The organism is Vibrio sp. RE86, from assembly GCF_013114545.1.
Classification (GTDB): Bacteria; Pseudomonadota; Gammaproteobacteria; order Enterobacterales; family Vibrionaceae; genus Vibrio.
In genome coordinates this window covers 72,796-97,885 of the sequence record NZ_VTXI01000009.1, presented here as the reverse complement: position 1 = coordinate 97,885, position 25,090 = coordinate 72,796, and the positions used below count along the sequence as shown (strand labels likewise).

The following is a 25,090-nucleotide window of genomic DNA, read 5'->3' as shown; positions in this document are numbered from 1 at the left end:
GCTAAGCCTGTGGCCTAAAACTGCAGGCTACTTATTTTTATAGGATCTTTAATGAGATTTTGGAAACAGACTCTGCTCACGATGATACTAGTGAGCCCAATGAGCTTAGTTCAGGCCGAGCCAGTACCACTAGATAAAGTCGCTGTGATTGTAAACAGTGGTGTTGTGCTACAAAGCGATATTGACTCGTCAATTAAGACGCTTAAAGCAAACGCTAAGAAAAAAGGTCAGTCGCTACCGACTGAAGAAGTCTTGATTGAACAGGTAACGGAAAAACTGATCGTTGATACCATTCAACAGCAAGAAGCAGAACGTATTGGTGTTCGCATTGATGACAACCGCCTCAATGAAGCGATTGCTGAGATAGCAAAAAACAACCAACAATCAGTTGAGCAGCTTCGCGTATCGATCACCAATGAAGGATTAAGCTACGCTGAGTTTCGCGAGCAAATTCGTAAAGAGATTGCAGCAAGTGAAGCTCGCAATGCACTCGTCCGTCAGCGCATCAATATTCTGCCTGCAGAGGTTGATAACCTAAGCGAACTGCTCGCACAAGAAACCAATGCAACTGTTCAATACAAAATCGGTCATATCCAACTACGTGTGAACGATGGCGATGACAAAGCGGCGATTGAAACAGAAGCAAAAGAATTGGTTGAACGTCTGAATGAAGGCGCTGATTTTAGCACGATGGCTTACACCTACTCGAAAGGACCGAAAGCACTGCAAGGCGGTGATTGGGGTTGGATGCGAAAAGAAGAGATGCCAACCATCTTTGCAGACCAAATCAAGCTACAAAATAAAGGCACTATTATTGGCCCTTTCCGCAGTGGCGTAGGTTTCCATATTCTTAAAATTGAGGATGTGAAAGGCCTAGAAACTGTCGCGGTAACAGAAATAAATGCTCGCCATATTCTTATCAAACCTACGGTTATCCTCAGCGATGACGGTGTAAAAGCAACGCTAAATGACATCATTCGTCAGGTGAATGCCGGCGAAGCAACCTTCGGTGAGCTCGCTCAACAATACAGCCAAGACCCAGGTTCTGCCGCTCAAGATGGTGAGCTGGGTTACCAAACCTCTGACATTTATGTGCCAGAGTTCAAACACCAAGTCGACTCGTTACCTGTTGGTCAGATCAGTGAACCATTTAAAACCGTTCATGGCTGGCATATCGTTGAAGTCATTGATCGCCGTGAAGTTGACCGCACTGACTCTGCACTCAAGAACAAAGCTTACCGAATCTTGTTTAATCGTAAGTTCAACGAAGAAGCCAGCGCTTGGCTTCAAGAGATTCGCGCCAGTGCTTACGTAGAAACTATCCAAGACGAGCAGCAAGATGAACTGTAGACGCATCATTGTGACAGCGGGAGAGCCAGCAGGTATTGGTCCTGATCTGGTTCTTGCGTTGTCTAAAGAGAGTTGGTCGCATCAAATTGTTGTTTGTGCGGATAAACAACTATTAGCTGAACGAGCCAAACTACTTAATATTGACGTCGAACTTATCGACTACTCCGCCGGTGCTGAAGTTACCCCTCAGCGAGCTGGAACACTAATTGTCGATCATATTCCTCTGGCGAACAACGTCACAGCGGGAACTTTAGACGAAGCAAACGGCCACTACGTATTAAAAACACTAGAAAGAGCCGCATTTGGCTGTATGAATGGTGAATTTGATGCTATTGTCACCGGCCCTGTTCATAAGGGGGTTATCAATCGAGCAGGCAAAGAATTTAGTGGTCACACTGAATTCTTTGCCGAGCAATCGAATACCCCGCTTGTCGTAATGATGTTAGCGACCGAAGGGTTACGTGTTGCATTAGTGACTACACATATTCCACTAGCCAACGTTTCGCAAGCGGTAACAGAAGAGCGCCTCGAAAAAATCATCCATATTTTACATAAAGATTTGGTTGATAAGTTCGCGATTCGCTCGCCAAATATCTACGTGTGTGGCTTAAATCCACATGCAGGAGAAGATGGCTGTCTTGGCATGGAAGAGATAGAAACCATTACTCCAACGTTAGAAAAACTGCGTCAGTGTGATGGTATGAACCTTATTGGACCACTACCTGCTGATACTATCTTCAACGAAAAATACCTTGAAGATGCCGATGCAGTGCTAGGGATGTACCACGATCAGGTACTTCCTGTACTAAAATACAAAGGCTTTGGTCGCTCGGTGAATATTACCTTGGGACTGCCATTTATTAGGACCTCCGTTGATCACGGCACCGCGCTAGACCTAGCTGGAACAGGTACAGCGGACACAGGAAGCTTCCGAACGGCGTTAGCTCACGCTATTGAGCTAGTCGACAAGAAATCGAATTAACTTGAGAATACTATGAGAAACGATGTCCACTTAGGGCACAAAGCAAGAAAACGCTTTGGTCAAAACTTCCTTAACGATCCATACATTATCGATGGAATTGTCTCTTCAATTAACCCAAAGCCTGGGCAAAACTTGGTAGAGATTGGTCCTGGTCTTGGTGCAATCACTGAGCCTGTAGGCAAAGAAGTAGACAAGTTTACCGTTATCGAGCTTGACCGTGATCTTGCTGAACGTCTGCGTAACCACCCAGAATTAGGTGACAAGCTGACAATTCATGAAGGTGATGCGATGCGCTTTGACTTTACCCAACTAGTAAAGCCAAACAATAAACTGCGCATCTTTGGTAACCTGCCATACAACATCTCTACGCCGCTGATGTTCCACTTGTTTGAATTCCACAAAGATATTCAAGACATGCACTTCATGCTGCAAAAAGAGGTGGTTAACCGCCTAGCCGCTGGCCCAGGTACAAAAGCCTACGGTCGTCTAACTGTAATGGCGCAATACTTCTGTAAAGTGGTACCTGTACTTGAAGTACCGCCGACAGCGTTTGTTCCGCCGCCGAAAGTAGACTCTGCAGTTGTTCGCCTGATCCCTTATGAAGAGATCCCTCACCCTGTAAGTGATCTAAAATGGCTAGACCGCGTTTGCCGTGAAGGCTTCAACCAGCGCCGTAAAACAGTCCGCAACTGCTATAAATCGTTACTAAGCACAGAAAATCTAGAAGAGCTTGGTATTGACCCAAGTATGCGACCAGAAAACTTAACACTGGTTCAGTTTGTGAACATGGCAAACTGGTTAGCTGACAAGCGCAAATAGTTTCAACTAGAATTAGAAGGTGATAGACCAACGGTTTATCACCTTTTTTAGACTTTACATAGGAGTTTATATGGAATCTAACCCTTGTATCAAAGTCCAAGTCCATACCAAATACATTCCCGATCAATCACAACCTGACGCCAAACGATACGTGTTTGCTTACATCATCACAATCAAAAACCTTAGCCAGCAAAATGTTCAACTGATGAGCCGTCGTTGGTTGATTACCGACTCCAATGGCAGACAAATGACCGTCGAGGGCGAAGGCGTTGTCGGTCAACAACCGCATATCTCTCCCAATGACGAATATACCTATAACAGCGGCACCGTGATTGAGACACCCGTTGGTGTTATGCAAGGTCAATACGTTCTTCACGATGAATCAGGCAAAGAGTTCATCACCGAAATCGACCCTTTCAGACTAGCGATTCCCAACATCTTAAACTAGGACATTTCTTTGGCTACCTATATTGTCGGCGATCTACAAGGTTGCTTTGATGAACTTCAACTGCTTTTAGACCAAGTAAATTTCAACCCAAAGATTGATACTCTTTGGGTTGCAGGAGACCTAGTCGCCCGCGGACCAAAGTCACTCGAAGTACTGCGGTTTATTCGCTCATTAGGAACGAGTGCTCGAGTTATCTTGGGTAATCATGATCTTCACTTACTCGCAGTCTCTCTTGGTCTATTCAAAGTAAAAGCCAAAGATAAGACCGCTCCAATCTTATCTGCCGATGACAAAGAAGAGCTACTGAACTGGCTAAGACAGCAACCTCTTATGGCTGAGCACGAAGAGTTTGTGATGTGTCACGCTGGTATATCGCCGCAATGGACACTGCAACAAGCACGCGAAGCTTCACGACAAATAGAAGCTCTTTTACAAAGTAATGACTGGCCTTGGCTGATCGAAAACATGTACGACAATCAACCCGACCTTTGGTCTGATGATCTCACCGGAATTGAGCGCTATCGCTACATAATCAATGCCTTTACGCGTATGCGCTTTTGCTTTGCTGATGGAAGGTTAGATATGGCCTGTAAAATACCGCCACAAGAGATCACTGATGGATCGTTGGTTCCTTGGTTTCAATTGAATCAGCGTATAAAACTCGAAAAAACAGTTCTATTTGGCCACTGGGCTGCATTAGAAGGTTATGAGGGTGAAGAGGTGATTGGCCTTGATACCGGCTGTGTTTGGGGTGGATGTCTAACGATGTTGAGATGGGAAGATAAGCAGTTTTTCACTCAACAATCGCGATCATAGCTTATCACTGTCATTCCCTAGCGGGAGGAACGACCAAGTAGGGAATCTCCAACAATAAACTCCATTTAGTAAAGATTCCCTATTCTCTCCGTCGTCGCTCTATGAAGTGGCGGAGCTATAAGTTAGCTTCTTTCCAATACGACAAAACGCATATCGTAAGCGTTCTTCTCATCTGCAGCATAAACTTCAGAGTAAACTTCTTTAAACTGATCACCCCAAGCAGGGAACTGAGTGTCACCATCAACACTTGCATCGATATGCGTCACATACAGCTTGTTCGCTTTAGGAAGGCACGCTTCGTAAATAGTGCCTCCACCGATGATCATCACTTCATCAACTTCGCCTGCAGCTGTGAGTGCGGCATCAATTGAAGTCACGGTAGTGACACCTTCAATACTGAGTGAGTCATCACGGCTGATCACAATATTCTGACGTCCCGGCAGAGGACGACCAATAGATTCATAAGTTTTACGTCCCATCACCACTGGCTTACCCATAGTGCAGCGCTTGAACCAAGCAAAGTCTGCAGGTAAGTGCCACGGCATCTGATTATCTTTGCCAATAACACGGTCATTTGCCATTGCGGCGATCATACTAATGATCATTCAAGTTGCTCCTAAGGTTAGACTATCGGTTTACGGCGATAGAATAACAAGCCCGGCATAGCTAAGCCAACCGCTAGACCAGCAATAATGAACATAGCTTTGAGGAAATTCTCCATCAACATAGCGACTAACTCTGGTGAATAACCTTGGTGGTTTAGCTCGACTAAAGCAATCATCGCTTTAAAGGCAAACACGCCAGGTACCATAGGTATTAACGCTGCTACAGTAAAAACTTTCGGGTGAGCTAGAAAACGGGCTGACCAATGAATACCAACGATGCTGACAATCATAGCGGCAAAAAAAGTCGCCCACTCGATTGGAATACCAAAGTGCATCATTAAGTAACGCGAACCATGACCGATAGTGCCACCTAGCGCACAATAGACCAATGCTTTCTGCGGTACATTGAACACCAAAGCAAAACCAACTGCAGGGATCGCTGCAAACACCATATCATTGAGTAAACCGAAGAAAAGATCCCAACTGATCATACAACCCACCCCGATACGCCGACTAAACTCATCGCTGCTACAATGCCTAAACTTGTTGCCAGGGTTAATAAACTGGCCATAACAAAGCGAGCGATGCCCATATTGATGTAGCCTTTAAGCATATCAGCCACTGAGTTAATCAAAGGGAATCCCGGTACAAGCATCAACACAGAAGATGCCATCACTAATGAAGGAGAGTTACCTATCTGATAAATAACCGCTTGGGCTGACACCACAGTCGTGACAAATGCGGTCGCAGCAAAGTTCATGAGAGGATTGAAATGGCGATGGCCAATCTCTTGCCTAACAATCATACCTGCAGCAGAAGAGATAAACGTCATAGCAAATACGGCCCAATCACCACCAGCTAAACGACTGAAAGCAGCGCAAGACAACCCAATCATAAACACCACAAGCCAGCGGTTATAGCGTTCAGGACTGATACGATTGAGTTTTTTCTGCGCTAACGAATAGTCGATGATGCCGCGCTCCAACATGATGCAGATACGTTGAACTTGGGTAATTGCACGCATATTAATGCCACGATCGGGGCAACGACGAGCAGTGGTAATGCAGTGTTCTTGATAAACAGTCGTAACCACTAGAGAGCTCGCAGACAGTGAGACTTCAACTTCGTCCATACCTGCCGCAAGACCAAAACGACGCATAAGGTCGCCAACGAGGGTGCTTTCCGCTCCGTGAGCTAAAAGCATTTGCCCAGCCTGGGCTATTAAGCGAGATACAGCCCGCTGTTTAGATGCCATGATTCTATCCTACTCCTTTAGAATACGGATATTGTGTGGGTAAATAGCTCGCAATGATTTGATTTAGACACAAAAAAGCCGCAATAAACATTGCGGCTCGGAATATTATTACTGTTATTCTCGGACGTAGACAACGTGGCCGTCATCTTCTTCATCGTCCCAATCATCCCAGTCGTCGTCATCGTCTTCAGTGATCACGTCTTTACCAGCGATTGCATCTTTGTGGTAATCATCCCACATGAAGTCCACTTTATCTTCTTCAGAAAGCTCTTCTTCTTCACGCGGTAGGTTTTCCATAAAGTCAGCAAGCTTGTAACAAAGCTCTTTTGTGCCGTCACGGTTAACTGCTGAGATCTTGTAGTAGTCATCTTCCCAGCCAAGCGCATCAATAATATTTTGAATTATCTCATTCGCTTCTTCTTCTGGCATCAGATCAACTTTATTGAAGATCAACCAACGTGGTTTGTCGGCTAGCTTCTCGCTGTACTGCTCAAGCTCATCAATGATCGTCAGTGCATTCTGAACTGGATCCGATTGATCAATTGGCATAATGTCGATCATGTGCAGAAGAACACGACAACGCTCTAGGTGTTTCAAGAAGCGAATACCTAGACCAGCACCGTCAGCTGCGCCTTCGATTAGACCAGGAATGTCTGCAACCACAAAGCTTTTCTCAGGTACAACACTCACTACGCCAAGACTTGGAATAAGCGTTGTAAATGGATAGTCAGCAACCTTAGGTTTTGCTGCCGATACTGCACGGATAAACGTCGACTTACCTGCATTTGGTAGACCTAGCATACCGACATCAGCAAGCAGTAGAAGCTCTAATCGAATCTCACGAATTTCGCCTTTCGTACCTAATGTCTTTTGGCGAGGTGCGCGGTTTACTGACGATTTAAAGCGCGTGTTACCAAGACCATGCCAGCCGCCTTTTGCGACCATGACTTTTTTGCCATGTTCAGCAACTTCAGCCACAATCTCATTAGTGTGGATATCCACTGCACGAGTACCAACTGGCACACGTAGCACTTTGTCTTTACCACGTTTACCCGTACAGTTACCACCGCGGCCATTTTCACCACGCTCCGCTTCATAGAAGCGTTGGAAACGGTAATCAATCAGAGTGTTTAGGTTCTCGTCAGCTTGGATATAGATATCACCGCCGTCGCCACCATCACCACCATCTGGGCCGCCTTTTGCAACGAATTTCTCACGCCAGAAACTCACTACACCGTTACCGCCATCACCGGCTTGAACTTTTACTACCGCTTCATCAACGAATTTCATCTCTTACTCCGCTCTTGTGCTATTTGACATAGCCGCGTTGCAAATATCATCTCAGGCTCCACCAAACCGTGAAGTGAATGATATAAATTCTAGCAGATTCCAATTTCAGACTGATCACCTTAGGTCTTCAGGCTCTGCTACTGGAACAAATATTAAGGGACTCTTTACAGAGTGCCTTAGTATTGATTCCATTCAACTCGCAACTTCATTAGTTACCATAAATAAAAAACCCCGCCGAATCGGCAGGGCTTTTGAATTCAGCTTGAAAGCTAATGAACAATTAAACTAGGTTTAATTACTCAGCTTCGATGCTAACGAATTTACGGTTTTTAGGACCTTTCACTTCGAACTTCACTTTACCTTCAGTAAGAGCGAATAGAGTGTGATCTTTACCGATACCTACGTTAGTACCAGCGTGGAACTTAGTACCACGTTGACGAACAATGATGTTACCTGCAAGAACAGACTCACCACCGAAACGCTTAACACCTAGACGTTTGCTTTCTGAATCGCGGCCGTTACGAGTAGAACCACCAGCTTTTTTGTGTGCCATTGTTAAACTCTCCTAATCGATTAAGCGTTGATACCAGTGATTTTCACTTCTGTGAACCACTGACGGTGACCAGCTTGTTTGCGAGAATGCTTACGACGACGGAACTTAACGATTTTAACTTTATCGCCACGACCATGTTGTACAACTTCTGCAACTACTTTGCCGCCCTCTACAAGAGGAGCACCAACTTTAATGTCTTCACCGTTAGCAACAAGTAGAACTTTATCAAATTCAACAGTTGCACCAGTTTCAACGTCTAATTTCTCTAAACGAAGAGTTTGACCTTCGCTTACACGGTGTTGTTTACCACCAGATTGGAAAACAGCGTACATATCTTACTCCGCTTTTTCCGCACAGCCGTATGCTATTTGAGCATCAAGGGTGTGCGCTAAACTAATCATCAATAGGGCGCAGATTCTACAGAAAGGTCGCACCTATGACAAGCCATATTTTGAAAAAATTGGCGAAAAGCTAATCGCCAATGAAAAGTGCCGAGATCATGCCCGTTAACCATGTATTAATCAACGTTTTTTAGTGTATTATTCAGCAAATAAACTCGATAAGAATACCTTACAAGTTCTAACTTCAGCCGGATTTACAATGGATTTTAAAGCTATCCAAGCACTCACCGCCGATGACATGGCAAAAGTGAATGAAACAATTCACGCACAACTTAACTCTGATGTCTCTTTAATCAACCAATTGGGTTTTTACATCGTTAGTGGTGGCGGCAAACGCGTTCGCCCTCTTTTAGCGGTTTTATCAGCGCGTGCGCTTGGCTATAAAGGAGAGGCTCATACGACTGCGGCGGCTTTCATCGAGTTCATTCATACTGCGACTCTCTTACATGATGATGTGGTTGATGAGTCAGACATGCGTCGTGGTAAAGCGACGGCCAACGCAGCGTTTGGTAATGCCGCTAGCGTATTAGTCGGTGACTTTATCTACACTCGCTCTTTTCAGATGATGACAGAGCTAGGATCATTAAAGATCCTTAAGTTAATGAGTGATGCAGTTAACGTGATTGCTGAAGGTGAAGTCCAACAGTTAATGAACTGTAATGATCCAGATACGACCGAAGAAAGCTACATGCAGGTCATCTACTCTAAAACTGCACGCCTATTTGAAGCCGCAACGCAGATCGGTGCGATCCTTACTGAAGCACCTGAAGAAGTAGAAATCGCTCTGCAGAACTACGGCAAATACCTAGGCACAGCTTTCCAACTGATTGACGATGTCATGGACTACACATCAGACGGTGATGAAATGGGTAAGAATGTCGGTGATGACCTTGCAGAAGGTAAGCCAACATTGCCTCTTTTATACGCAATGCGTCACGGCACAGCAGAACAGACTGCAATGATCCGTGAAGCAATAGAAAAAGCCAATGGAATGGAACGTTTGAATGACATTCTAGCAGCAATGGATGAGACGGGCTCATTAGAATACACTCGTCAAAAAGCTTACCTGGAAGCGGACAAAGCAATTGCAGAGCTGGATGTACTCGAAGAATCTGAGTACAAGCAGGCGCTGGTTACGTTAGCTCATATGTCGGTACACAGAACTAGCTAACGATAGATGAAGTAATGAGCTTGAGAAGCCTGAGTTAATCCTCAGGCTTTTTTATTACTCATTTTCACCAGACACAACAACGGGAACCTTAGGTTCCCGTTTACCTCTTTAGGTGAGGCATTCCAGATCAGCAAAAACGAAGGTAGATTGACGCGTTGTTATTGCTTGAGTCTAGCGCTCTGATGCTTTGTATAACAACTCTGCCCGCTCATAAACGTTAGCAATGAAACTTTAGTTTGGATACAAAATTACTATGTTTTGTGAGCCATCTATTTTTTAGATTAATTAAAAAAACATTATTACATCTTGGCGGCTTCGTTCACCCTAGACTCCTTGCCGTGTCATCATACCATCATACGACTGTAATCAATCTCTCACGCACCTGACGCTTCACTGCAATATGCCCCACTTAATCTCAGTTAAGATTGGACATTGTTGTGAGGAATACATGGAAACTTCTAGCCCTTTTCGCTTACCTAAGAAAACCCCATTCCGCATTGGTGAGCACATCGCTGAGTGGGCAACCGGACTTAGCAAACTCGACAAATTTTATGCCCAGCGCCCAGCGGGATGCGACACAAAAGAGTTCTTACGTTTCACCCTGCAAGTGTTAGGTATTGACTATCAAGTCATTCAAGGTGCGCTCACTAATGTACCAGAAAAAGGGCCAACCGTTGTTGTCGCGAACCATCCATTAGGCTGCGTAGAAGGGGTAATTTTGGCGGAACTGCTCCTTCATATAAGAAGCGATGTTCAAGTATTAGCAAATCAATATCTGAAAACCGTACCTGAACTTGATCACTTATTTATTGGTGTCGATGTGTTTGAAGGCAACAACGCACACAAAGCAAACCTCAAAGCCCTTAGACAAGCTCATCAACATTTAGAACAAGGGGGATTGTTACTGCTCTTTCCTGCTGGTGAAGTCTCTCAGTTGATCGATAGCAAAGCCAAACGACTAGAAGACAAAGAGTGGAGCCGTTCGGTCAGTCGCTTAATACGTAAATCCCGCGCCACTACCGTTCCGGTATTCATTGATGGCCAAAATTCACAGCGCTTCTATCTAGCAGGCAAAGTTCACCCCCTATTACGCACTCTCATGTTAGGACGAGAGTTACTAAATAAAGTGAGTGAATGTATTGATATATCGATTGGCAGTGCAATCAAATACAAAGAAGTTAATAGACTAACCGATGGCCAAATCGTTAACTATTTACGCTTGAATACTTACCTTCTTCGCAGCCACACTAACGCCCAACCAACTCAAATGGACAGGAAGGATCAAGAGTTGCCTATTTCAGATCCTTTGCCAATTGAAGATCTACTTGATGATCTACGTACTATGCCAAGTGATCATCTCCTTCTATCAAATGGCGAATTTGACGTCTATTGCACAAACGCAGAGCATATCCCCTCTATTCTTCACGAAATAGGTCGATTGAGAGAAATCAACTTCAGAGCAGTTGGCGAAGGCACTGGATATGCGATTGATCTTGATGAGTTTGACAAAGACTATCTACACCTATTTATTTGGGATCGTGATAACCAAACTCTGGTTGGCGCTTATCGACTCGGATTGGTTGACCATCTACTCGTAAAAGATGGCATCAAAGGACTCTACTCTCGCACTCTGTTTCAGTTTGAAGAACCATTTATTGAAAGCATGGGCAAAGCCATCGAAATGGGGCGCTCTGTCATTGATAAAAACTACCAAAAGAGCATGGCTCCTCTACTATTACTTTGGAAAGGCATTGCGGCTTATGTACAGCGTAACTCTGAATACACTCATCTGTTCGGGCCTGTCAGTATCAGTAATGACTACAGTGATAAAGCAAGGCAACTACTTGCAGATACCATGACACTCCACTACTACGACTCGCGTATCGCAGAATACGTGACACCATCAAACCCATTACCCACCAAACATGACCTATGGAATACCAGCATGCTCACTGCATTGGGCGACATTCAACTTCTCTCTCGCGTTATAGCAAGAATAGACGAAGGCAGAAGCGTTCCAGTACTTTTAAGGCAGTATTTAGGATTGAATGGAAAGCTGATTTCGTTCAATGTCGATCCAGACTTCAATAATGCCTTAGATGGATTGATCATGGTTGATTTGAGAGACGTTCCGCTAAAAACACTTGCAAGGTACATGGGAAGTAAACAAGCAGAAAGCTATCTAGATCAGCATAAGTAACAAAGTAGGTTAGGTGCTGCGTGACCAATGCAGCACTTTTACTATCAATATTATCGACTTATAGGCCATTATTTCAGAAACATATCCTTCAACGCCCCATCATTGTGCAACGTCTTGTGCTGTTTTCCCTTCAAGATTTGAAATACTGCTCTATCTGCATATCCCCAGAGACTCAAAAACAAGATTGACGAAAAAACAGACTAAATGAAAAGCTAGGAAGGCTTTTATAACGATCACAATGAAAAGGAAGTCACCCAGTCATGCTGTCATTAAAATCTCCCATTGGGGCACTCGTAGCCGGTACCCTATCCCTCTCTGTTGCATTCAGTTCTTTTGCTGCTGACAAGGTCTATCGATTAAAGCTAGCGGAAACTTGGGGGCCAAATACCCCAATCTTAGGCGATGCGACTAAGAATATGGCTCAGCTTGCCGAAGAAATGTCGGATGGACGTTTACAGATCCGTATCGATTCAGCCAACAAACATAAAGCGCCACTGGGCATATTCGATATGGTTAAGTCGGGTCAATACGATCTCGGCCACTCCAGTTCTTATTACTGGAAAGGCAAGGTGCCGAATACACTCTATTTCTCTTCTATGCCATTTGGCATGATCTCTACTGAGCAATATGCATGGTTCTATCGCGGTGGTGGTATGGAGTTGATGGAGAAAGTCTACGCTCCACACAACCTGCTCTCATTCCCTGGTGGTAACTCCGATATCCAAATGGGCGGATGGTTTAAAAAAGAGATCAACACCGTGGACGATCTTAAAGGACTCAAGATCCGTATTCCGGGTTTTGCTGGAGAAGTCATGGCAAAAGTCGGCGCGAAACCAACCAACATTGCCCCAGGGGAGCTTTATACATCGCTAGAGCGAGGCACCATTGACGCACTAGAATGGGTTGGGCCTGCATTTGACCTACGTATGGGATTTCAGAAAATTGCCCCATATTACTATACCGCTTGGCATGAACCTGGGTCAGAAACTCAGTTCCTAGTGAATAAAAAGACGTGGGATAAACTACCAGCCGATCTGCAAACTATCCTTGAAACGGCTTTCCGCGTGGCAGCCTTTGATATGTATACCCAAGCGCTTGATGCGAATGCCAATAGCTGGGCAACCATGAGCTCGGAATACCCTGACATTAAAGTACGCGATTTCCCACCAGAAGTGCTCTCGGCAATGCAAACCGCAACGCAAGAGTTACTTGAAGAGCTGGCTCAAAAAGATGAATTGGCCAGTGAAATTATCGAATCACAAAAGCAGTACCTAACTAAGGTTCGCGCCTGGACTGACATCTCTTCAAAAGCGTATTTAGATACCAACCAATAACCCTCTGCACGCGGCTATTTCTGGTCGCGTGTTCTTTTCTCACCTGATAAAAAAAGCTTCATTTTCTTTAACTAGACTAAGATTTATGCACATTAATTGATCTAAATTAAGAGAAATATCGACACTGCATCGCAAAACTACTGGCTTAAACCTTACGCTTATTTTACAATGCAAATTAAGCACTCAATCCAATACTCTTACAGGAAAGACAAATGAGACTGATTCCTCTAAATAACGCTGCACAAGTTGGTAAATGGGCAGCTCGTCACATTGCAAACAAAATCAACGCGTTCAACCCAACAGCAGATCGTCCATTTGTTCTTGGTCTACCAACTGGTGGTACACCTCTAACAACTTACAAAGCACTTATCGAGCTATACAAAGCTGGTGAAGTGAGCTTCAAGCACGTAGTTACATTCAACATGGATGAGTACGTAGGTATCGACCCTAACCACCCTGAGTCATACCGCTCTTTCATGTACAACAACTTCTTCAACCACGTTGATATCCAAGATGAGAACGTCAACCTGCTTGACGGCCTAGCGGATGATATCGATGCACACTGTGCTGCATACGAAGAAAAAATCCGTTCTTTCGGTAAGATCAACCTATTCATGGGTGGTATCGGCATCGACGGTCACATCGCGTTCAACGAACCTGGTTCTTCTCTAGCTTCTCGTACTCGTATCAAGACGCTTACTGAAGAGACTCGTATCGCGAACTCTCGCTTCTTCGACAACGACATCAACCAAGTGCCTAAATACGCACTAACTATCGGTGTTGCGACTCTTCTAGACGCTGAAGAAGTAATGATCCTGACAACAGGTCACAACAAAGCTCAAGCACTACAAGTGGCTATCGAAGGTAGCGTAAACCACATGTGGACTGTAACGGCTCTACAAATGCACCCGAAAGCAATCATCGTTGCTGACGAGCCTGCACAACAAGAGCTTAAAGTGAAGACACTACGTTACTTCCAAGAGCTAGAAGCGGAAAACATTCAAGACCTATAATCCTTGAACGTTAATGTTTGATAAAAAGCCACTTCTTCGAGAAGTGGTTTTTTTATGCTTAGTCTCTTTTTTGCTTTTGGCGCTTTATAAAAACACACTTTTCATGCGCTAATATCGATCCAATTAAGCAAAAAGTAGTAAGATTTAGCCCTCACTATACAAGGAGTTCGGAAATAATATGTTGTTGAACGAAATCGCTGAAATCATTGAATTCACAGACAGTGACCATCTGTCCGATGCAATGGATATTTTTAACGCAGAAGGCTTGGTGCATTCAAATCAGCTGCCTTTCCTTGACGTGATTTATGATAAGGCGGAAGCGTTACTGCTAGAAAAGTTGGCAAGGATTGGTTTTAAAGGCCGCCTACACTGTGTAAAAACCGCAAACGGTGACTACATCCTTTTTGATGAAGTGAAACTATCAGCTCAAGACGTGCTGACACAATTTGTGTAAACCCTACTTCGCCTAATTGATCAATTCTAAGGTTCAATCAATGACACAATCGACTGACATTCAAAGTAACGACCGATTTTCTTTACTCGGTGCTGCACTGGTTTCAATGCAGAAAGTGAACTTCTCGCTTTACCAAGCGATGCAGCCAGTATGTAAAACGCATGATGAGAAAAAGGTGCAAGATCTAGTCAGCAAACCCCGTGACCAATTTCTTCAAGGTACGACAGCCGAACTAAAACCGACTCTGCTGCTACTTGAAGAATCGCGTTTGCCACTGACCATCAACGAGCTATTGGATTTCATTTACAAACGAAACTTAGTAAGCCATCAGTTTTGGCATGTCACTGATGCCAATATTAAGGGAAGTGAGAAAATTGCGAACCCTGAAGACTTTTTGCGTAACCTATTAGCTGAATGCAAAACGCTACAAGGAAAGATTGAAGCAAACGTGACTTGCTAAGTAATCCATTACGACGTCAAAGCATTATCACGTGCTAGCTGCTGATGAATATCGTTCACAGCCAAAACAATCGTGGAGCGCACCTTCTGAAAGTGGCGTTCCAAAAACATGGCTTGCATATCCTCAGACATACCTTCTATTAACTCAGGCGAGTAGTCTACGGGCATTGTTTTTTGAATGGCATTGATTCGATTTAGCTCAAAGACAATGTCTTTATCCCAAAAATCAACCTTGCCCTCTTGGACTTTCACCCACTCTTTCAGAGTCACGAAGATCTCGATATCGTCATAGACCTCTTTGCTAATAACCCCCAAACCAAGTAGTAGCTTAGTTCGCACAAGGATTTCACCGAGCGGGCCGTCATTAGTAAGCAGTGGATCAACAACAAACTTCACCGCATAGTCATCTTTATGAAAGATGCTTTTTAGCAAAGCGTCGAGCATATCTTCCAGTACATCAAAAGCACACAGCAAGCACTCCGCAGCATTTGCAGATTCGGCCAGTTCTTCTAATAATTCTGATTCGTGATTTGAGTGTATTGGCATGGCAGTAACAAAAGAAAAAGTGCCGCTAGAGCGGCACTTTGATGGTTATCATTTCAATGCTTGGTAAGCTTCTTCCGCTAGTTTAACAACTTCTGAGTCGATGTTCAGCTCAGAATAGTGTGCTAATGTCTCAGCAAAGCCTTTTTCTGCGAACATTGTCTGAAGTTCAACCGCTTGAGGGTCATCATCATTCTTATAATGGAACGCAGCTGCAATGCCTTCTAGTAAGTGTTTGTTTGGCAAACCGTACTCTAGAGTGCCGTTTAGTGGCTTAACTAAACGATCTTGTGGGCTTAGCTTACGAATAGGTTGGCGACCAACACGATCCACTTCATCACGTAGGTATGGGTTAGCAAAACGGTCTAGAATCTTCTGAATGTATGCCGCGTGAGCTTCAGGGTCAAAGCCGTAACGTTTAATAAGAACGGCACCACTCTCTTCCATTGTCGCTTTTACTTGCGCGTGAATCTTCTCATCTTCGATTGCGTCTTTCACTGTCTCGTGACCTGCAAGAACGCCGAAGTAGGCCGTTACTAGGTGGCCAGTGTTTAGCGTGAATAGTTTACGCTCAACGAATGCCATTAGGTTGTCCGTGCATTCCATACCTGGGATGTTTGGAATCTCACCTTTAAATTGAGTCTGATCTACGATCCACTCGCTGAACGTTTCAACGGTTACTGCTAGAGGGTCAGTCTCGCCTGCTTCTGCAGGTGGTACGATACGGTCTACTGCTGAATCAACAAAACCTACATTCTCTTCTGCGAATGCTTTCATCTCATCAGATAGGTGCTCAAGTACCGCCACTTTTAACTGACTTGTACCACGAACCATGTTTTCTGCTGCGATGATGTTCATCGGTGTTGTGTTACCTGCAGCCGCACGCTTCTCGATACCTTGCGCGATAGACTTAGAAATAATCTTTAGAACCGTTGGCCCGACTGCAGTGGTAATTAGGTCTGATTCAGCAATGCTATCGATCACTGCATCTGTTGCTGAGTTAACTGCTGTCACGTTCTTCACAACTTCAACAACACACTCTTCGCCCACAATCTTAACTGGGTATTCCTTACGTTCGATTAGGGCGTTAACTACCGTTTCGTTAACGTCTGCAAAAGTCACTTCTAGACCTGCATCTGCAAGCAACTTACCAATAAAGCCACGACCAATATTACCTGCACCGAAATGTAACGCTTTCATAATTAATAAACCTTTCTTGTGGTTAATCTGTATAGGTGACGATTTAACAACTCATTTCTAAACCGTAAGCTATCTAGACTGAAAAAAGAGGCCAGAGGGGGACTGGCCTCGTTCACTCAGGAGCTTGACTAAAAGCTTCTTGTTATCCGTTTAAAATCTTCAGAACATCTTCTGGATTCGTCGTGTTCTGTAAGCGTTCCACTGCTTCTTCGTCATCAAGTGAATTCGTGATAGCCATCAGTACCATGTTGTGCTCGTCACCTTGCGCTGCGATACCAATTACCATTTTCGCGATATCATCTTCGTCTTCACCCCACTGGATACCTTCTGGGTACTGACAGAAAACAATGCCGGTTTTTTGTACGTGAACTTTCGCTTCGATAGTGCCGTGTGGGACTGCAATGGACTCACCTAGGTAAGTTGAAACCAGTTCCTCACGAGCAAACATACCTTCAACATAGTCAGGCGCTACGTTGCCAAGCTTAACCAGTTGCTCACCCGCAAACTTAATCGCGTCTTTCTTGTTGTCCGCTTTTAGACCTAGGAATACAGCGTCAGCAGTTAGAGTTAGACCTTCTTCTTTTTCTTCCTCTACAACAGCTACTGGCGCTTCAGTCTTTTTTGCGTCACCTTTCTGTGCTTCTAACAGCTCTGCAACTAACTTGTCGTATACACCACCATCTAAGAAGTTGCTCAAAGACATGTGCATCGCATTCGGCATGGTTTTACGAGCGCGGTCCGTTAAGTCTTTGTGCGTAATAACAACCTGTGAATCTGCTGGTAGTGCATTGATTGCGTAGTTAGTCACTTCAATATCAAGGCCAGCAGCTTGTACTTTCTTACGTAGTAGACCGGCACCCATAGCACTTGAGCCCATACCTGCATCACACGCTACATATACCGCTTTAACATCCGCTAGGTTTACGTCTGCGCCTGACGCTGCACCTTTAGAAGACGCTTTCATGTCGCTCATTTGTGCCGATGCTTTTTCTAGCGAGTCTTCTGAGTCGTCCTGTGCACTTGTCTTAAGTAGGATTGAAGCCACGATGAACGATACTGCTGTTGCTGCTAGTACTGATAGCACCACGCCAATGTATGAACCTTTTGGAGTCATTAGCAAGATTGCAAAGATTGAACCTGGTGAAGCTGGAGAGATTAGACCCGAGCTAAACATTACGTTTACGAATACACCCGTCGCACCACCAGCCATTACTGCTAGGATTAGACGTGGGTTCATTAGCACGTATGGGAAGTAGATTTCGTGGATACCACCTAGGAAGTGGATGATAGATGCACCTGCCGCAGACTGCTTCGCGCTACCTTTACCAAACACCATGTAAGCGAGTAGTAGACCAAGACCAGGACCTGGGTTTGCTTCGATTAGGAAGAAGATTGAGCGACCTAGTTCTTCAGACTGTTGGATACCTAGTGGTGAGAAGATACCGTGGTTGATCGCATTGTTCAGGAATAGGATTTTCGCAGGTTCTACGAAGATAGATGCTAGTGGTAGAAGACCCGCTTCAACCATTGCGTTAACACCTGCCGCTAGACCATTAGAAAGCACTTTTACTGCAGGACCGATTAGGTAGAACGCAAGGATTGCGCAGATCATACCAATGATACCAGCAGAGAAGTTGTTCACGAGCATTTCGAAACCGCTCTTCACTTTACCGTGAACTGCCTCATCGAATTTCTTGATTGCGATACCACCAAGAGGACCAACAATCATCGCACCCATAAACATTGGGATATCTGTACCAACAATGACACCCATTGTTGTGATTGCACCAACAACCGCACCGCGATCACCGCCAACCATTTTACCGCCGGTGTAACCGATAAGCAGCGGAAGTAGGTATGTAATCATTGGACCAACAAGCGAAGCTAACGTCTCGTTTGGTAACCAGCCCGTTGGAATAAATAGTGCCGTAATGAAACCCCACGCAATGAATGCGCCGATGTTTGGCATTACCATATTTGATAAGAATCGACCAAAGTTTTGAACTTTAATCTTTGCTTCTGGAGATAACATAAGGGTGACCTCAGTAATGTATTGGATGACCAAATAGTCGAAAATGTGTGCTCAAAAGTTGATTAAAATGTATCACAAGATTTCCAAAAGGCATCACCAGGCCATTTTTAGTGACATAGATCACGCAAGCAAATAAACACCAAAAACAAAAGGGTGATTTAGTTAACGCTTTTACACAGTTCTAAAATTACACAACCAAATTAATGATAACGATTATCAATACACAGTGATCCAAGTCACTAAATGAACAGTAAAGCACTCTAAATAGTTAGTGATTAAAGTCACATTTCATTAAACGCACGAAGTTATACAGAGAAAAAGCGGCTAATAATCGAGCTAAACACCCTTAAGGTCGACTTGCAATAAGCTAGAAAAACTCTTTCTGTAATAAAATTACACCCTCAAAATGGTGCAGTTGAGTGAGCTTTTTGAACAATTGGAATTTCTAAAAACAACAATAGGTGAAACAAAATGGTGAAAGCGGTACTTTTTGATATGGATGGTTTGATCTTTGATACCGAGTCTATATACAAACTCAGTTGGCAAGATGCCGCCAGAAAGCAAGATCTAGAGATCAGTGATGAGTTCTACCAGCAGTTCATTGGTGTCCAAGACCCTGAGTGCGAACGAATGTTAGCGACCCACTTTGCCGGACAAATAGATATGACCCGCTATTGCTCAGATAGAGACGCACATTTCCATGCGCTGAGAGAAAAAGGCATAGCATTTAAGTCTGGCTTTGATGAGCTGTTCACTCATATAAAAAGCAGAGGGCTAAAAACCGCTATTGTCACCTCCTCGCACCGACCTGAAGTGGAGCACAACTTCCGCAATAGTGACTATTTAAGCCAGTTTGATTTAATCATCACCGCTGAAGATGTCGACAAAGGTAAGCCAAACCCAGACTGCTATGTGATGGCTTATCAGGCTTTGAAGGTGAATGCTGAAGATTGCATCGTGTTAGAGGACTCTAACAATGGAGTAAAAGCAGGCTTAGATGCAGGTTGTCATGTTGTGATGGTACCTGACCTTTTACCACCACAAGAGCAGCACCTTGAGCGAGCAACAGTTATCAGTCAGCTCAACGAAGCCATTCCCCTACTCGACTAACTCGACCAGTCTGCAGATAAAACAAAGCCACCGCTAAAGGTGGCTTTAATTGTTCATTCAGTTTGAAGCAGTATTAGATAGGCTGAGTGACGTCACCACTTAACTGAGAAACGAGATCAGTAATTGCCAATACGATTGTTGAACGTACCTTTTGATTATGTCGCTCGATAAACATCTTCATCATCATCTCAGAGAGACCAGAGATCATACTCGGATCATACTCTATCGGCATGGTACGTTTGATCGCTTCTACACTTCTCAATTCAGTTAAGACATACAAATCGGTAAACGAGACAGGCTTGGCTGCATCTTCACAGTACTCCTTCAGCCTCAGAAACACCTCAAGATCAGCGTAAACCTCTCGACTTACAACACCTAAACCAAGTAGAAGCCCAGCTCGCACTTTAATATCACCCAATGGGCCCGCTGATCCCATTAAAGGGTCAACAATGTATTGCACCGCTTGTTCATTGCGAGACAACATTCGCTGCATGACCGCCCCAATTGCATCATCTAGCGCATGGTAAGCCGCAACAATAACAGAGCTCGGATCATCGGCTTCCGAAATAACCTCAAGTAATTCGGACTCATTAGGCAAATGGATCGTTTCTTGTGGTTTTCTCTTGGCCAGAGCGTATAAAGACATCAGTGAACCTTACCATTGAGTACATTCAACACTTCTTCTACATCAGTGGTCGATTTGAGTCGTTCGAGTACTGCGTCATCATCCAGAGCAGAACTGATCGAAGAGATGATTTGAATGTGGCGATCACCTTTCGCTGCAACGGCAACAACAATTTTCGCTACATCGCTCGGTTCATTGCCCCATTTAACACCAGCAGGGACCTGACCAAACACGACGCCGTCGCTGATCACGTGTTGCTTGCCCCCGACCATACCATGCGGCAATGCAATGGATTCACCCAAATAAGTAGAGAGCAATGTCTCTCGTTTGTGCATCTCTTCAACGTAAGCAGGTTCGACATGCCCCAGTTCAACCAATCTATTGCCCAATTGGGTAATCACCTGTTGTTTGTCACTCGCTTCAATGTTTAGACAAACATGCTCCGCAGTCACGAGCTGGCGCATCGTTGTCTCCACCGTTGAATACTCAAACGTCTTACTCTTTGACTCGGTGAGATTCGCTTTCGAAGCTTGCTTCTTCTCTTGCTGCGCTGACTCTCGGCGAAGCAGCGCCGTCGCGATAACAAAAGAGACCAAAGTAGACACAACGACCGAAGCAATCACTCCAACTAGGGAGGCTTTAGGTGTCAGTAGCATTATCGCAATAATAGAACCCGGCGACGCAGGCGCAACAAGGCCAGCTTCAAAAAGCCCCAGCACATAAATACCGGACATTCCCCCAGCAATTAACGCCAATAGGAGACGAGGTTTCATCAACACATAGGGGAAGTAGACCTCTTGGATACCACCAAAGAGATGGATAATTGTCGCACCAGCAGCAGTTTGCTGAACACGTCCTCGGCTAGTCGCTATATAAGCTAATAACACACCAAGACCTGGGCCTGGGTTTGACTCCAACAAGAAGAAGATAGATTGCCCCACCTCTTTAGCTTGCTGGATCCCTAATGGAGAAAAAATGCCGTGGTTAATCGCATTGTTGAGGAATAGGATTTTCGCAGGTTCAATAAGGATAGAAACGAAAGCTAACGTTTCTGAGGCAATTAAAGCCTCAATCCCTGCTGAAAGCATGGCTGACAGAACAGTAATCGCAGGACCAACAAAATAAAGCGCCAGTATCGCACCTAACATGCCCACAATACCGGCAGAGAAGTTATTGACCAACATTTCAAAGCCGCTTTTCACTTTACCAGCGATGAGTTCGTCAAACTTTTTAATGACTAAAGCGCTGCAAGGGCCCGCAACCATAGCCCCCATCAGCATCGGAATTTCGGAACCAGCAATAAGACCCATCGTCGTCACCGCCCCCACAACAGCTCCACGCTCACCCGCCACGAGTCGACCACCGCTGTAACCAATCAAAAGAGGGATCAGGTAAGTGATCATCGGTTCACTCAACTCAGCAAGTTGCGCATTAGGCATCCAACCCGTTGGTATAAATAACGCAGCGATCAGCCCCCAAGCAATAAAAGCAGCGATGTTAGGCATGACCATATTCGATAGAAAACGTCCTGCTCCTTGGACTTTTACTTTGGATTGTGGGGATAGCATGATGATCTCAATTTGTGTGGGTACATTTTAACGCCAGCGACTGTACCATATGCAAATAGGATGTCATTCTTCTATCTGAGTAAATTTCAAACATAGATCACAAATCGACCTCACCAACACCAAATTATAGTGAGAACAAAATCACATCAAGCTATCAGAAATTGGCACATTTTAGGCTTTCGATCACAGTTAGTAGCCGAATGAACTAAAAAAGCCCCAGTGGATTCCTCACATTGAGGCTAAATGTAGGAGGACAATATACTTTGAACGGAAATGCACCTATCAAAATCTAAACTTGATGGTGTGGGAGCTAAAGTTAGCTCATAACTAGGAGCGGTTTGTTCTCGATTATGTACTTCTACGCCCACCATCAATTCTTGTTGCAACTGCTCGTCTAGCTTGCCCATCGACAGTTCAGTTTTCATTGTTTTAACCCATTGATTATACGAGTAAAACCTCACCAGTTTTAGCATATCCGAGCAATAAGATAACCCACCATTTACCTCTCCGCTGGCATTCATAACCAAATCTTAAGATTAGCTTATTGTTTGGTTTATATATCGCTCCTCCATGACTCAGTAACATTACCACCATCAAGAGTGATGAACACAACACCACCTGTTTCGCACCAAACCTAAACAAATACTCACTATTTTACTTGTCCGGTGACTTATGAAATCAACCTTCAAACTCGCAGCATTTCCTTTCGCAGTCATGTTCCCCTTAAGCGCTTTAGCAAATGCACCTACAAGCCCATTCGAGGAGGGCTACCAGCTCAACCGTACACACCAAAACGGTCAGTATCAGCAGTACAACTATTCACAAACTGTTGATATTGAAGAGCTAAGAGAACAGAAGCAAGGCAAGATCTACTCTTCAGAACAAGAGATCTTCGATGTACTTATGGGGGGAGTAAAAGATATGCCAGATGGCACACCGCGTTGGAAAGAAGGCCTAATGTTTGATGGCATTGAGCCTATGTCACACCTTAAGGGCGCGGCAAACTGGTATCCTCAAACTGAAGAGGTCCAGCCTAATGAGATGCGCGTAACCTTTATGGGTACCTCTCCAAACATTCGTCCAGGCCAAATGAACACCTCCATTTATGTCGAGCTTGGAAACGGCGACAGCTTTGTCTTTGATATTGGTGAAGGCTCTATCGCTAACTATGTAGCAGCTGGTGTCGCAATGAATGAGTTAGACAAGGTATTCATCACTCACTTACATGTTGACCACTATGGCTCACTCCCATACCTCTACCAATTCGGGGGCTGGTCTGGCCGCTGGGAAAAACCATTAACGGTATATGGTCCATCGGGTGCCAAACCAGAATATGGTACTCGCCATATGGTAGAAGGCATGATGCAGATGCTCACGTGGCACACTACTGCATTTGATGTTTTCCCATCAGGTAATGACATCAATGTCGTGGAGTTTGACTATAAAGATGATGGCGGCATTATCTACGATGTGGATGGTGTGACCGTTAAGCACTGGCGTCGTTCACACGCAATGGATGGAGCATCAGGCTACCGACTAGATTGGAAGATTAATGATGAAGAATCATTGTGTTTTGTCTGGACTGGTGATGGTCGTCCAACAGAACTCGACATTAAATACGCCCAAGGGTGTGACTTATTTGTCACAGAGTTACAGCCGGAAGTGCTAGGGCTGTCAGCTATCGTACAAGGCGTCCCTCCATTCCTTGGGCGCTATACGATTGATACGCACCATACTCCTGGCTATGCAGCAGGCTGGTTAGCAAATGAAGTTCAGCCTCGTTTGTTTATGACAACGCATATGCCATTTGACCCATATCTAAATGAAGAAACCGTGGCACAAGTTCGAACACACTGGAAAGGACCATTCCACTTTGGCGCACCAGATTTAATCGTAGCCAACATTACACCAGATCAAGCTTGGGTTCGTGAAGGGATTGTACCTGACTTCCCGAACAACCGTGCTCCTCAGTTTGACCTAAGTGAAGGTGGTGAACTGAGAGTTCCAGCGCCGAAATATCAACGCGCTGACTTGCAGCAGCAAGAGATGCGTGACCTAGAGATCAATCCAGAGTTGTACTACCCAGAAGGGTACAAACCTGAACTTCTGCAAGAGTGGCCAACAACGGAAGATATCATTCTACCAGTAGAACAAGTTCCAGAGTCAATGAAGCCAATGGGGGCACAGCAAGAATATATTAATCGAGCGCGAGAAGCGCACGGACTTGAGGGGCATCGCTCGATTAGCCGATTCAATGAACAAGGCGAGCATGTAAAGGAAACAGATAAGGAATAGCGCTTTCATTCAAACAGGGCATACCTCGGTATGCCCCAATTCCAAACGACTATCTTTGCGAGCTACCCTATGAATACGAAACTCATTTCCACCATACTACTGACTATCACTCCTATCTCTGCTATTGCTGCCAGCTGCAACCATGACACTGACCCAAGGTTGACTTTGGTTAATGAAGAGATTCTTACCGTTGCGGTTTGCGGATCAAATGGAACGATGACAGATAAGCAAGCCGAGCAATGGTGGGATGAGTTTGCCTTAGCACTAGAGGTGACTGGAGAGCATATGTTCGATCACTTCTCACAGCAGTTGGCGCATGAATTTGCCGCCATTCTGGCCGATGAAGAGTTATCAAGCCTATGGAGCCCTGAATACTGTACTCATGCACAGAAAAACTTACACACCGAAAACGTAACCAGATTTCATGCCGCAATTGAACTCATTGGCAACGAGAAGTGGGTCTATTCTGGGCCATATAGCAGTCATAAGCATGATGTTACCGGGCGTTCGACACAGAATGTTTATATGGAGCAATACTTAAACTCTCGCCAATAGCAGCAAGGATAA

The 25,090-nt window shown here is 44.6% G+C and carries 25 protein-coding genes; 14 read left to right on the top strand and 11 right to left on the bottom strand.

Annotated elements, in window-relative coordinates; translation table 11 throughout:
• Window positions 1-51 precede the first annotated feature (51 nt).
• From surA to apaH, 5 genes are all read left to right on the top strand, one after another.
• On the top strand, window positions 52-1,350 hold the full coding sequence (gene surA / locus F0231_RS10855) for a peptidylprolyl isomerase SurA (protein ID WP_171759744.1): 1,299 nt from the start codon (window positions 52-54) through the stop codon (window positions 1,348-1,350).
• A complete protein-coding gene (gene pdxA, locus F0231_RS10850) occupies window positions 1,340-2,332 on the top strand; it encodes a 4-hydroxythreonine-4-phosphate dehydrogenase PdxA (RefSeq protein WP_171759743.1) in 993 nt (330 codons plus the stop codon). Before surA ends, pdxA begins: the two co-directional genes overlap by 11 nt.
• Before the next feature lie 12 nt (window positions 2,333-2,344).
• Window positions 2,345-3,151: a 16S rRNA (adenine(1518)-N(6)/adenine(1519)-N(6))-dimethyltransferase RsmA gene (gene rsmA, locus F0231_RS10845; RefSeq protein ID WP_171759742.1), complete on the top strand. Its 807-nt coding sequence runs from the start codon at window positions 2,345-2,347 to the stop codon at window positions 3,149-3,151.
• A 70-nt stretch (window positions 3,152-3,221) separates the two neighbouring features.
• A complete protein-coding gene (gene apaG / locus F0231_RS10840; RefSeq protein WP_171759741.1) occupies window positions 3,222-3,599 on the top strand; it encodes a Co2+/Mg2+ efflux protein ApaG in 378 nt (125 codons plus the stop codon).
• A gap of 9 nt (window positions 3,600-3,608) precedes the next feature.
• Window positions 3,609-4,415, top strand: coding sequence for a bis(5'-nucleosyl)-tetraphosphatase (symmetrical) ApaH (gene apaH, locus F0231_RS10835; protein WP_171759740.1), 807 nt, complete (start codon window positions 3,609-3,611; stop codon window positions 4,413-4,415).
• 122 nt (window positions 4,416-4,537) lie between these two features.
• On the opposite strand, the gene folA is transcribed toward apaH, so the two are convergent.
• From folA to rplU, 6 genes are all read right to left on the bottom strand, one after another.
• The gene (gene folA, locus F0231_RS10830) at window positions 4,538-5,020 is read right to left on the bottom strand and encodes a type 3 dihydrofolate reductase (RefSeq protein ID WP_171759739.1); all 483 of its coding nucleotides are present in this window, start codon (window positions 5,018-5,020) and stop codon (window positions 4,538-4,540) included.
• A 17-nt stretch (window positions 5,021-5,037) separates the two neighbouring features.
• Window positions 5,038-5,511, bottom strand: coding sequence for a threonine/serine exporter family protein (locus F0231_RS10825; protein WP_171759738.1), 474 nt, complete (start codon window positions 5,509-5,511; stop codon window positions 5,038-5,040).
• Window positions 5,508-6,275 carry a threonine/serine exporter ThrE family protein gene (locus F0231_RS10820; RefSeq protein ID WP_171759737.1) on the bottom strand — a complete coding sequence of 256 codons (768 nt, stop codon included), beginning with the start codon at window positions 6,273-6,275 and terminating at the stop codon, window positions 5,508-5,510. Before F0231_RS10820 ends, F0231_RS10825 begins: the two co-directional genes overlap by 4 nt.
• 114 nt (window positions 6,276-6,389) lie before the next feature.
• Entirely contained in the window at window positions 6,390-7,565 is a 1,176-nt protein-coding gene (cgtA, locus tag F0231_RS10815; protein ID WP_171759736.1) for an Obg family GTPase CgtA, read from the bottom strand.
• 295 nt (window positions 7,566-7,860) lie between these two features.
• Window positions 7,861-8,118, bottom strand: coding sequence for a 50S ribosomal protein L27 (gene rpmA, locus F0231_RS10810; RefSeq protein ID WP_004409945.1), 258 nt, complete (start codon window positions 8,116-8,118; stop codon window positions 7,861-7,863).
• A 20-nt stretch (window positions 8,119-8,138) separates the two neighbouring features.
• Window positions 8,139-8,450 carry a 50S ribosomal protein L21 gene (gene rplU, locus F0231_RS10805; RefSeq protein ID WP_038207969.1) on the bottom strand — a complete coding sequence of 104 codons (312 nt, stop codon included), beginning with the start codon at window positions 8,448-8,450 and terminating at the stop codon, window positions 8,139-8,141.
• A gap of 268 nt (window positions 8,451-8,718) precedes the next feature.
• On the opposite strand from rplU, the gene ispB reads away from it, so the two are divergent.
• The 6 genes from ispB to F0231_RS10775 all read left to right on the top strand — a co-directional run bounded on the left by ispB (window position 8,719) and on the right by F0231_RS10775 (window position 15,151).
• Complete coding sequence (gene ispB / locus F0231_RS10800; RefSeq protein ID WP_171759735.1) at window positions 8,719-9,690, top strand: octaprenyl diphosphate synthase; 972 nt, start codon at window positions 8,719-8,721, stop codon at window positions 9,688-9,690.
• Window positions 9,691-10,138: 448 nt separating this feature from the next.
• On the top strand, window positions 10,139-11,890 hold the full coding sequence (locus tag F0231_RS10795) for a lysophospholipid acyltransferase family protein (RefSeq protein ID WP_171759734.1): 1,752 nt from the start codon (window positions 10,139-10,141) through the stop codon (window positions 11,888-11,890).
• Between the two features lie 260 nt (window positions 11,891-12,150).
• On the top strand, window positions 12,151-13,224 hold the full coding sequence (locus tag F0231_RS10790; RefSeq protein ID WP_171759733.1) for a TRAP transporter substrate-binding protein: 1,074 nt from the start codon (window positions 12,151-12,153) through the stop codon (window positions 13,222-13,224).
• Window positions 13,225-13,436: 212 nt separating this feature from the next.
• Complete coding sequence (nagB, locus tag F0231_RS10785) at window positions 13,437-14,237, top strand: glucosamine-6-phosphate deaminase (RefSeq protein WP_171759732.1); 801 nt, start codon at window positions 13,437-13,439, stop codon at window positions 14,235-14,237.
• A gap of 178 nt (window positions 14,238-14,415) precedes the next feature.
• Complete coding sequence (locus tag F0231_RS10780; RefSeq protein ID WP_171759731.1) at window positions 14,416-14,691, top strand: hypothetical protein; 276 nt, start codon at window positions 14,416-14,418, stop codon at window positions 14,689-14,691.
• Between the two features lie 40 nt (window positions 14,692-14,731).
• Window positions 14,732-15,151 (top strand): glucosamine-6-phosphate deaminase, encoded by a 420-nt coding sequence (locus F0231_RS10775; protein ID WP_171759730.1) that lies wholly within the window; start codon window positions 14,732-14,734, stop codon window positions 15,149-15,151.
• 8 nt (window positions 15,152-15,159) lie between these two features.
• On the opposite strand, the gene F0231_RS10770 is transcribed toward F0231_RS10775, so the two are convergent.
• The 3 genes from F0231_RS10770 to F0231_RS10760 form a co-directional block, all read right to left on the bottom strand.
• A complete protein-coding gene (locus F0231_RS10770; protein WP_171759729.1) occupies window positions 15,160-15,696 on the bottom strand; it encodes an MltR family transcriptional regulator in 537 nt (178 codons plus the stop codon).
• A 48-nt stretch (window positions 15,697-15,744) separates the two neighbouring features.
• Window positions 15,745-16,893: a mannitol-1-phosphate 5-dehydrogenase gene (locus tag F0231_RS10765; RefSeq protein WP_171759728.1), complete on the bottom strand. Its 1,149-nt coding sequence runs from the start codon at window positions 16,891-16,893 to the stop codon at window positions 15,745-15,747.
• Window positions 16,894-17,035: 142 nt separating this feature from the next.
• Window positions 17,036-18,925, bottom strand: coding sequence for a PTS mannitol transporter subunit IICBA (locus F0231_RS10760; RefSeq protein ID WP_171759727.1), 1,890 nt, complete (start codon window positions 18,923-18,925; stop codon window positions 17,036-17,038).
• Between the two features lie 471 nt (window positions 18,926-19,396).
• On the opposite strand from F0231_RS10760, the gene F0231_RS10755 reads away from it, so the two are divergent.
• Window positions 19,397-20,035, top strand: a complete 639-nt coding sequence (locus tag F0231_RS10755) for an HAD family phosphatase (protein ID WP_171759726.1) — start codon at window positions 19,397-19,399, stop codon at window positions 20,033-20,035.
• 73 nt (window positions 20,036-20,108) lie between these two features.
• On the opposite strand, the gene F0231_RS10750 is transcribed toward F0231_RS10755, so the two are convergent.
• Together F0231_RS10750 and mtlA are read right to left on the bottom strand one after the other, a co-directional pair.
• Window positions 20,109-20,681, bottom strand: coding sequence for an MltR family transcriptional regulator (locus F0231_RS10750; RefSeq protein ID WP_171759725.1), 573 nt, complete (start codon window positions 20,679-20,681; stop codon window positions 20,109-20,111).
• Entirely contained in the window at window positions 20,681-22,228 is a 1,548-nt protein-coding gene (gene mtlA, locus F0231_RS10745) for a mannitol-specific PTS transporter subunit IIC (protein WP_171759724.1), read from the bottom strand. Before mtlA ends, F0231_RS10750 begins: the two co-directional genes overlap by 1 nt.
• Window positions 22,229-22,900: 672 nt before the next feature.
• Between mtlA and gntH the strand changes: the two genes are divergently transcribed.
• Both gntH and F0231_RS10735 read left to right on the top strand, forming a co-directional pair.
• Window positions 22,901-24,523, top strand: coding sequence for a guanitoxin biosynthesis MBL fold metallo-hydrolase GntH (gene gntH / locus F0231_RS10740; RefSeq protein ID WP_253825776.1), 1,623 nt, complete (start codon window positions 22,901-22,903; stop codon window positions 24,521-24,523).
• Window positions 24,524-24,592: 69 nt separating this feature from the next.
• Entirely contained in the window at window positions 24,593-25,078 is a 486-nt protein-coding gene (locus F0231_RS10735) for a hypothetical protein (RefSeq protein WP_171759723.1), read from the top strand.
• Window positions 25,079-25,090 lie beyond the last annotated feature (12 nt).

Excerpts from the sequence above, each read along its gene's own strand:
- F0231_RS10760 (WP_171759727.1), bottom strand. The coding sequence starts at position 18,925 with ATGTTATCTCCAGAAGCAAAGATTAAAGTTCAAAACTTTGGTCGATTC.
- cgtA (WP_171759736.1), bottom strand. The coding sequence starts at position 7,565 with ATGAAATTCGTTGATGAAGCGGTAGTAAAAGTTCAAGCCGGTGATGGC.
- ispB (WP_171759735.1), top strand. The coding sequence starts at position 8,719 with ATGGATTTTAAAGCTATCCAAGCACTCACCGCCGATGACATGGCAAAA.
- apaG (WP_171759741.1), top strand. The coding sequence starts at position 3,222 with ATGGAATCTAACCCTTGTATCAAAGTCCAAGTCCATACCAAATACATT.
- F0231_RS10820 (WP_171759737.1), bottom strand. The coding sequence starts at position 6,275 with ATGGCATCTAAACAGCGGGCTGTATCTCGCTTAATAGCCCAGGCTGGG.
- F0231_RS10750 (WP_171759725.1), bottom strand. The coding sequence starts at position 20,681 with ATGTCTTTATACGCTCTGGCCAAGAGAAAACCACAAGAAACGATCCAT.
- F0231_RS10780 (WP_171759731.1), top strand. The coding sequence starts at position 14,416 with ATGTTGTTGAACGAAATCGCTGAAATCATTGAATTCACAGACAGTGAC.
- gntH (WP_253825776.1), top strand. The coding sequence starts at position 22,901 with ATGAAATCAACCTTCAAACTCGCAGCATTTCCTTTCGCAGTCATGTTC.
- folA (WP_171759739.1), bottom strand. The coding sequence starts at position 5,020 with ATGATCATTAGTATGATCGCCGCAATGGCAAATGACCGTGTTATTGGC.
- surA (WP_171759744.1), top strand. The coding sequence starts at position 52 with ATGAGATTTTGGAAACAGACTCTGCTCACGATGATACTAGTGAGCCCA.
- F0231_RS10765 (WP_171759728.1), bottom strand. The coding sequence starts at position 16,893 with ATGAAAGCGTTACATTTCGGTGCAGGTAATATTGGTCGTGGCTTTATT.
- F0231_RS10735 (WP_171759723.1), top strand. The coding sequence starts at position 24,593 with ATGAATACGAAACTCATTTCCACCATACTACTGACTATCACTCCTATC.
- nagB (WP_171759732.1), top strand. The coding sequence starts at position 13,437 with ATGAGACTGATTCCTCTAAATAACGCTGCACAAGTTGGTAAATGGGCA.
- F0231_RS10825 (WP_171759738.1), bottom strand. The coding sequence starts at position 5,511 with ATGATCAGTTGGGATCTTTTCTTCGGTTTACTCAATGATATGGTGTTT.
- F0231_RS10790 (WP_171759733.1), top strand. The coding sequence starts at position 12,151 with ATGCTGTCATTAAAATCTCCCATTGGGGCACTCGTAGCCGGTACCCTA.
- F0231_RS10755 (WP_171759726.1), top strand. The coding sequence starts at position 19,397 with ATGGTGAAAGCGGTACTTTTTGATATGGATGGTTTGATCTTTGATACC.
- F0231_RS10770 (WP_171759729.1), bottom strand. The coding sequence starts at position 15,696 with ATGCCAATACACTCAAATCACGAATCAGAATTATTAGAAGAACTGGCC.
- F0231_RS10775 (WP_171759730.1), top strand. The coding sequence starts at position 14,732 with ATGACACAATCGACTGACATTCAAAGTAACGACCGATTTTCTTTACTC.
- rpmA (WP_004409945.1), bottom strand. The coding sequence starts at position 8,118 with ATGGCACACAAAAAAGCTGGTGGTTCTACTCGTAACGGCCGCGATTCA.
- rplU (WP_038207969.1), bottom strand. The coding sequence starts at position 8,450 with ATGTACGCTGTTTTCCAATCTGGTGGTAAACAACACCGTGTAAGCGAA.
- pdxA (WP_171759743.1), top strand. The coding sequence starts at position 1,340 with ATGAACTGTAGACGCATCATTGTGACAGCGGGAGAGCCAGCAGGTATT.
- F0231_RS10795 (WP_171759734.1), top strand. The coding sequence starts at position 10,139 with ATGGAAACTTCTAGCCCTTTTCGCTTACCTAAGAAAACCCCATTCCGC.
- mtlA (WP_171759724.1), bottom strand. The coding sequence starts at position 22,228 with ATGCTATCCCCACAATCCAAAGTAAAAGTCCAAGGAGCAGGACGTTTT.
- rsmA (WP_171759742.1), top strand. The coding sequence starts at position 2,345 with ATGAGAAACGATGTCCACTTAGGGCACAAAGCAAGAAAACGCTTTGGT.